At 53.6% G+C, this 6,621-nt stretch carries 8 protein-coding genes and 1 pseudogene; 7 read left to right on the top strand and 2 right to left on the bottom strand.

The window, feature by feature from the left end; genetic code table 11:
- Positions 1 to 312 precede the first annotated feature (312 nt).
- From ACOSYY_RS15135 to ACOSYY_RS15110, 6 genes are all read left to right on the top strand, one after another.
- On the top strand, positions 313 to 744 hold the full coding sequence (locus tag ACOSYY_RS15135) for a PGPGW domain-containing protein (protein WP_421663393.1): 432 nt from the start codon (positions 313 to 315) through the stop codon (positions 742 to 744).
- An 84-nt stretch (positions 745 to 828) separates the two neighbouring features.
- Entirely contained in the window at positions 829 to 3,486 is a 2,658-nt protein-coding gene (gene polA / locus ACOSYY_RS15130; RefSeq protein ID WP_421663391.1) for a DNA polymerase I, read from the top strand.
- Between the two features lie 114 nt (positions 3,487 to 3,600).
- Positions 3,601 to 3,810, top strand: coding sequence for a type II toxin-antitoxin system HicB family antitoxin (locus ACOSYY_RS15125; protein ID WP_421663390.1), 210 nt, complete (start codon positions 3,601 to 3,603; stop codon positions 3,808 to 3,810).
- A gap of 233 nt (positions 3,811 to 4,043) precedes the next feature.
- The gene (locus tag ACOSYY_RS15120; protein WP_421663389.1) at positions 4,044 to 4,298 is read left to right on the top strand and encodes a hypothetical protein; all 255 of its coding nucleotides are present in this window, start codon (positions 4,044 to 4,046) and stop codon (positions 4,296 to 4,298) included.
- Between the two features lie 240 nt (positions 4,299 to 4,538).
- On the top strand, positions 4,539 to 4,811 hold the full coding sequence (locus tag ACOSYY_RS15115; protein WP_421663387.1) for a DUF433 domain-containing protein: 273 nt from the start codon (positions 4,539 to 4,541) through the stop codon (positions 4,809 to 4,811).
- A 166-nt stretch (positions 4,812 to 4,977) separates the two neighbouring features.
- Entirely contained in the window at positions 4,978 to 5,292 is a 315-nt protein-coding gene (locus tag ACOSYY_RS15110) for a putative signal transducing protein (protein WP_421663385.1), read from the top strand.
- A gap of 37 nt (positions 5,293 to 5,329) precedes the next feature.
- Here ACOSYY_RS15110 and ACOSYY_RS15105 read toward each other — a convergent pair whose 3' ends face one another.
- Together ACOSYY_RS15105 and ACOSYY_RS15100 are read right to left on the bottom strand one after the other, a co-directional pair.
- A complete protein-coding gene (locus tag ACOSYY_RS15105) occupies positions 5,330 to 5,773 on the bottom strand; it encodes a surface-adhesin E family protein (RefSeq protein ID WP_421663383.1) in 444 nt (147 codons plus the stop codon).
- 57 nt (positions 5,774 to 5,830) lie between these two features.
- Positions 5,831 to 6,064: a hypothetical protein gene (locus tag ACOSYY_RS15100; protein ID WP_421663381.1), complete on the bottom strand. Its 234-nt coding sequence runs from the start codon at positions 6,062 to 6,064 to the stop codon at positions 5,831 to 5,833.
- Between the two features lie 304 nt (positions 6,065 to 6,368).
- Between ACOSYY_RS15100 and ACOSYY_RS15095 the strand changes: the two are divergent.
- Positions 6,369 to 6,621, top strand: a pseudogene (locus ACOSYY_RS15095) (hypothetical protein); the annotation flags it as partial.

Below are 6,621 nucleotides of genomic sequence, written 5' to 3'. Positions count from 1 at the left end.
AATCGATCTGATCGATCTTCCCTTCAGCGAGTTTTTAATCATCCAGGACAACAAGGCGATAATCACGTCCTTGGCCATCATCGCAACCGTCATACCGAGCATCGAGATCCGGTGCACTTATTCGTCGACATACTCATTTCTTCCGCGCGCGGACTTTCACGCAAGCCATCCGATTTTCAAATGCGGCTTGTACCCATTCATACCGAGTCCCAGGTTCGGTGATTATGACCATCACGTTCGACTGCGTAAACATGAGACGAGGACCGGCTTCATCTTGAGGGCATCAGGGCCTGAATGCTAGGATGCCGACCGATGGATGGGCTTCTTTCAGCGGTTCAGCAATATATCTCGACCGAGACCCTCGTTACCCTGACGGCTCTCTCGATGGTCTTCTTTGTCGGATCATTGATTGCGATCCCGTTCATCCTCGTCAGACTTCCGACGGATTTCTTCGACACCCGTGTGCCGCGACGCTGGATGGAAGATCACCATCCGGTGCTTCGGTTGCTTGGCCATATCGTAAAAAACGTCATCGGTGCCATCTTTCTGTTCGTGGGCTTCTTAATGTTGTTCTTGCCGGGCCAGGGCATTCTCACGATGTTGATCGGGGTGACGATGCTGGACTTCCCCGGCAAGCGTAAGATGGAAGCCAAGATGATCGGACAGCCCGCTGTTCTGAGCACCATCAACAACATGCGCCAGAAATTTGGGCAGCCTCCGCTCACGATTGCGCCGAAACCATAACACCCATGCCGCCATCGATCTCCGATCGCTGCCGATATACAAACGGCTCACCGTTGGAGTTCATAGCTGGACGCTGAAGAATGTATGTCTGATCCTCAAAATCGCCCTGACACGCTCTACCTGATCGACGGCAGCGCCTACATCTATCGGGCCTTCTTTGCCTTGCCGCCGCTGTCGAATTCGAAAGGCTTTCAAACCAATGCCGTGTACGGATTCACGAACATGCTCTTGAAGATCATGCGGGAACACCGGCCTGATGCTCTCGCTGTCGTCTTTGATGAGAAGGGCCCTACGCAACGGCATGAAGAATATCAGGCCTACAAGGCCCAGCGGCCCGCGATGCCGGACGCCATGAGCGCGCAGGTGCCCTATATTCACCGCATCGTCGAAGCGCTGGCGATTCCCGCCATTCGACTGGCCGGACACGAGGCGGACGATATTATCGGCACGCTGGCTCGGAAAGCGGAACGTGCCGACCGCGATGTGGCGATCGTGACGAGCGACAAAGATATGTTCCAGCTGCTCACGCTCCGCGTGAAGATTTACGACCCCGTCAAGGATAAATGGATCGGCGAGCGGGAATGTCGCGAACGATTTGGGGTCGAGCCTGCGCGGGTTCCGGAAATCATGGGCCTCATGGGCGATGCCATCGATAATATTCCCGGTGTGAAAGGTATCGGAGAAAAAACGGCCGCGAAATTGATCGGCCAATTTGGCACGATCGAAGAGCTGCTTCGCAGGGTCGACGAAGTCACGCCGAACCGTGTCAAAACCATGTTGATCGAGCAGTCCGACAACGCCAGGCTGAGCCGGCGTCTGGCCACGATTCAAACCGACTGTCCCGTGGAATTCGATGCCGATGCGCTTCAGGTCAAGCCGGTATATAATGACCGGTTCATGGATGTGCTTCGCGAGCTGGAATTCACGACGCTGCTGAAATCCATCCAGCCGACCTCGCCGCCGACTTCGATCCATCAGACTGCCGTGGAGACGATTGAGAGCGAGGCGGCGGCGCAAGCCTTTGTCGCACGATTGGAACAAAGCGAAACCATCGCCGTCCAATGTCTCCTCTCCGGTTCTCCCGGCGTACGAGCCGACATGCAGGGCATCGCACTCTCATCGGAAGACCTGACCGCCTTCATCCCGCTCGACGTCCATGAGTACATGCGCCCGATCATCACGCTCTTTCATGAAACGACCAGGCTGAAGGCGGTGCATGACCTGAAATTGACGCTTCTCGCGTTTCACCGGATCGGCGTCACGCTCACTGGGCCGTATGTTGACACGATGATCGCGGACTACCTCCTGAATCCCAATCGACGCGACCATCAGCTCGACACCCTGGCTCTTGAACTCCTCGACCATCGGCTCGGCACCCGGGCGAAAGAGCCGGCATCGCCGACATCCTTGTTCCAGGCTGAAACCGCGTCGCGGGAGCAGATCGCGGAACGCGCGGCGGTGATCGCCAAGCTTACTCCGATCATGCTCGATCGGTTGAGGGATCAGGGAAGTCTGAATCTGTTTCAAGAAGTCGAAATGCCGCTTGTCTCGGTCCTGGCCGATATCGAACGGAACGGCTTCTTGTTGGATGTTGATGGACTTCACAACCTGAGTAAGGAACTGGATCGGGACCTCGACCGCATGATGACCAGCATTGCCGCGCTGGCCGGGGGCGAATTCAACATCAATTCACCGAAGCAACTCGCGACAGTCTTGTTCGAGAAACTCGGCTTGAAACCCCTGCGAAAAACAAAGACCGGCTATTCCACCGATGAAGACACTCTCACGCAACTCGCGGCGCAACATGAGTTACCCGCGCAGATTCTTAATTACAGAAGCCTGAGCAAGCTCAAGTCCACCTACGTCGATGCCTTGCCTGCATTGGTGCATCCGGACACGAAACGGCTCCATACGTCGCTGAACCAGACCGTTGCGGCGACAGGACGGCTCTCGTCCACCGATCCGAATCTTCAAAATATTCCCGTGAAAGGCGATTATGGTCTCCGTATCCGCGAAGCCTTTATCGTCCCCCAAGGCCATGAACTCCTCTGCGCCGACTATAGCCAGGTCGAACCGCGTATCCTCGCCCATCTCTCGCAGGATCCGAGATTGCTGTCCGTCTTTACCAAAGCGGAAGACATTCACATGGCGACGGCCATGGAAATCTTCAGCCTCCCCTCCAATCAGATCACCAGGGACATGCGACGCGCCGCCAAAACCGTCGTCTTCGGCATCGTCTATGGAATCAGTCCGTTTGGCCTTTCTCAGAACCTCGGCGTGCCCCAAGCCGAAGCCAAAAAATACATCGAAACCTTCTTTGAACGATTCCCTGCCGTCCGTGCCCTGATGGATCGGAACATTGCGGAGGGCCGCGAGAAAGGCTACACCACCACGATCCTTGGCCGCCGTCGCCCGATTCCTGAGCTCCAAAGCAGCGATCCAGTGCAACGGGGGTTTGGCGAACGTATGGCGGTGAACAGTCCCATTCAAGGCACCGCGGCAGACTTGATCAAAGTGGCTATGATCAACGTCCACAAGAAACTTCACGAAGAACTACCCCACGTGAAGATGATTCTTCAAGTTCACGACGAACTCATCTTCGAGGTGCCGGATCACGATCTTGAGGAAGCGAAGCGGTTGGTGAAAAGCGAGATGGAAGGTGTCGGCAAACAATTGGGCCTATCGGTGCCGCTCCAAGTCGATTTGGGCGTCGGCAAAAACTGGCGCGTGGCACACCCATAGGCAAACGGGAGTCGAAGAGATTTTGAATCTACCGCCAAAAGCTCCCACGCCAAGCCGTATCAGGTGAAACAAGTACGCCATGTAATTCTGCGTACAAGCTGGGGGGCGACGTCAATGAGTAAGTACGAAGCAATCATCTATTGGAGCAAAGACGATCAGGCCTTCATTGCCGAAGTGCCGGAGTTGGCGGGCTGCGCAGCAGATGGCGCCACGTATCAAGAAGCTCTGGCGAATGTGGAAACTGTTATTCGGAAGTGGATCGCAACTGCCAAGGAACTCGGTCGTCCCATTCCGGAACCCAAGGGCCGATTGGCATTTGCCTGATGTTGCACACAGACTGAGATCCTTGCAGATTTTGAGAGAACTAGAATAGCTCGTCGCGAAGGCTCCAGCCCAACATTCCTCGCTGACGCTTGCAACAAGATCAAGCAGCCGTTACAAACAGAGATAGAGGATATCGGTAAGGAGATGAGTTTATCGTCTTTTTTAAATATACTTGGAAGCCGGCAATACTTACGAATGCACACCCATAACCTACCAACAATGCGAGGTGATATATGACCATACGCATTTCAGTCGCGTGGCTGATCTCAGTCATCAGCCTTGGAGCCCTTGGACTTTTGTTGCTCTTAGGCCAACCATTCACGGTCAAGGCTCAGGAGCCGAAACGCTATCAGTACCAAATCATCGAGGTGATTCCCGATACCGAGACTATGCAGATCAAGCTGAACGAGTTCGGCTCCAACGGGTGGGAGTTGGTAGGGTTCGCGATGGGGAACATGACCAATCCGAGGATGGTCTTTAAGAAGTAAAAGTCAGCTACTTGCCGCTGACTTTTATCAGCGGGTCATTGTCAAATGGCGGGATGCTGCCAAAGCATTGATTCATTGTCGTTATCCTTTGTCTCTTGCTTGTTCACTGTCCATCCTATCCAACTTACCGGTTTGCTCACGTCATGATAACGAAAACGCTCAAACAGACCGGTGTTGACGACGTTCGGCTTGACGGTGCACTGTCACCTTGCTAAGGTTTGAGAATCCCGGGAAGGCCATATGCCAAAAGTTGCCCATCCTCATATCGCGAGCGATCCTGCGATTTGCGGGGGGGATGCCGTCATCAACGGCACTCGGTTTCCAGTTCGGTCGGTCGCCATCTACATACTCCAGCACGGGTGTACGCCTGAGGAGCTTGTTGCAAAATTTCCTCACCTCACCCTCGCTCAAATCCATGACGCGCTTGCGTACTATTACGACAATCGAGCGGAGATCGACCGTGAGATTGAGAAGAATCGTGAAGAGTACGTGCGAAAACACCCTTCCTCTTGATCGTTAACCATCCCGATTCAGACAGTGACTTTCAAGCTCTATCTCGATGAGGATGTCGATCCGCTTCTCGCACCTGTTCTAAGAGAACGCGGGATTGATTGCCTCTCGACAAGAGACACCCAGAACCTGGGTCATTCAGACGTTCAACAACTGGGATTCGTCATCGATGAAAAAGCTCTTCGTCTCTCAGAACTTGATCGAAGTTGAAATGCGCAAGGAGCGGCTAGAGCAGGCCGATATCCGATGCATGATCAAGAACCAGCGTTCATCCAGCCTTGCCGGAGAGATTCCCTTCACTGAAGTGTTCCCGGAGCTGTGGGTTCAAGACGAAGATTATGACCGGGCGAGGCGATTGCTTGAAGAAGGCCTGGTGTTGCTGCCATCGAATCAAGATATGTGGACCTGTGCAGGATGCGGCGAGCGTCACGAGGGTCAGTTCGGCACCTGCTGGAAGTGTGGGCGGGAACGGACGTCTGTCTAATTTCTGCGATGCTCCCCTAGGATTGTTTACTTCACCGTCACTTTTTCCCACATACAAATTTCCACACCGATTGCGCCATGGTCCCTCGTGGGATGGGCGCCCAGTGTGACTCACCCACCTTCTTGTAGATCAAGTTACCGGTCCCCATATTTCCAGCAAACTGCTCAATGGTCACCAGGCGAAAGCGTTCTTTGGAACAATCGTGTTCTTCCTGGGCACGAGTGGAGAGGAACGTGCTCAACCCTCTGTTCTGGGCCGTCTTCAGATCATCCAACACCCAGACGCTGACCATATCACCGTTCCGGCTGATGCTTTCCGCATCAACATAGATTTTTGCCTTGTCGTTCCTTTCGACAAGAGACCATTCCGCGCGTAGTGGCGGCGCGTTCCATAGCTGCAGGAGCGTAAACCCAAGGAGAAGTCTCGACGCTCCCTGGAGGCCTGCACGAGCACAAGGCATCCACCGCCACACCATGCGCATGTGGAAACAGAACTCCTGACGACTGGTTTAACGGAAGAGACTTGGTGACGACTACTTCTACTGCCCTGTTTTCTTGGTGATGCAGGTATTGAACGCCATGCGCTGATGATAGGGTGTCCAAAACCACTTGTACTTATTCACCTGATCCAACTCAACCACATATTCATTACACCGTTTCGTTTCTGCTTCCCCCGCTTCCAAAGGCGCTGTCATCACCCAAGCTCCAATCCCGATGACGCTGATGAAAAGAATGACACCGGCAACGAGCATCACGATTCCTTTTGTATCCATGCATCCCTCTATAGGTTCGTCTGCGATAAATGCCTGACTCTCATGTGACTGGTGCCGGAGACCGAGTGAGACCTCAGACCTCAGTCCATCAGAAGTCCTTGATTATGCTATGGGTGCGTTTTGCTGAAACTGGAAGTATGTACCACACTGGATGAGGAATTGTGTACCACCTACACGGGCTTTCGGACATAGAGGGAAATTTTGTGGATCACCTACCCGCTTTGCCCAAGGTCGAGCCGGCCTCGGCCTGCGCTGAGCCAGCTTGCACTCTTTTCCTATCACACTTAGAATTCCACCCCTGCTTATGTTTGAAACAATCATTGCTACGCTCATTACTTCCTTCCTCGGCTTACTGGCATTCCTTGCATACCGATACCCTGAATGGTTTGGGCGCATTAATTTTGTTCTTCTTCCGCTTTCCGTATTGGGCGGGGGATTCCTAATTGGTTGGGATAACGCGATTACCGAATCTACCTTACGCCTAGAACGCCTGTTTTCAGACGATGAACATAAGATAGGCCAACGCGCAATTTCACAGGTTAATGGGCTTGCGTCAC

The organism is Nitrospira sp. BLG_2 (genome assembly GCF_049222245.1).
This window is presented reverse-complemented; position numbering and strand designations above follow the sequence as displayed.

What these genes read in the sequence shown, in the direction of transcription:
- polA (WP_421663391.1), top strand. Translation starts at nt 829, where the DNA reads ATGTCTGATCCTCAAAATCGCCCTGACACGCTCTACCTGATCGACGGC.
- ACOSYY_RS15135 (WP_421663393.1), top strand. Translation starts at nt 313, where the DNA reads ATGGATGGGCTTCTTTCAGCGGTTCAGCAATATATCTCGACCGAGACC.
- ACOSYY_RS15120 (WP_421663389.1), top strand. Translation starts at nt 4,044, where the DNA reads ATGACCATACGCATTTCAGTCGCGTGGCTGATCTCAGTCATCAGCCTT.
- ACOSYY_RS15100 (WP_421663381.1), bottom strand. Translation starts at nt 6,064, where the DNA reads ATGGATACAAAAGGAATCGTGATGCTCGTTGCCGGTGTCATTCTTTTC.
- ACOSYY_RS15115 (WP_421663387.1), top strand. Translation starts at nt 4,539, where the DNA reads ATGCCAAAAGTTGCCCATCCTCATATCGCGAGCGATCCTGCGATTTGC.
- ACOSYY_RS15110 (WP_421663385.1), top strand. Translation starts at nt 4,978, where the DNA reads ATGAAAAAGCTCTTCGTCTCTCAGAACTTGATCGAAGTTGAAATGCGC.
- ACOSYY_RS15125 (WP_421663390.1), top strand. Translation starts at nt 3,601, where the DNA reads ATGAGTAAGTACGAAGCAATCATCTATTGGAGCAAAGACGATCAGGCC.
- ACOSYY_RS15105 (WP_421663383.1), bottom strand. Translation starts at nt 5,773, where the DNA reads ATGCGCATGGTGTGGCGGTGGATGCCTTGTGCTCGTGCAGGCCTCCAG.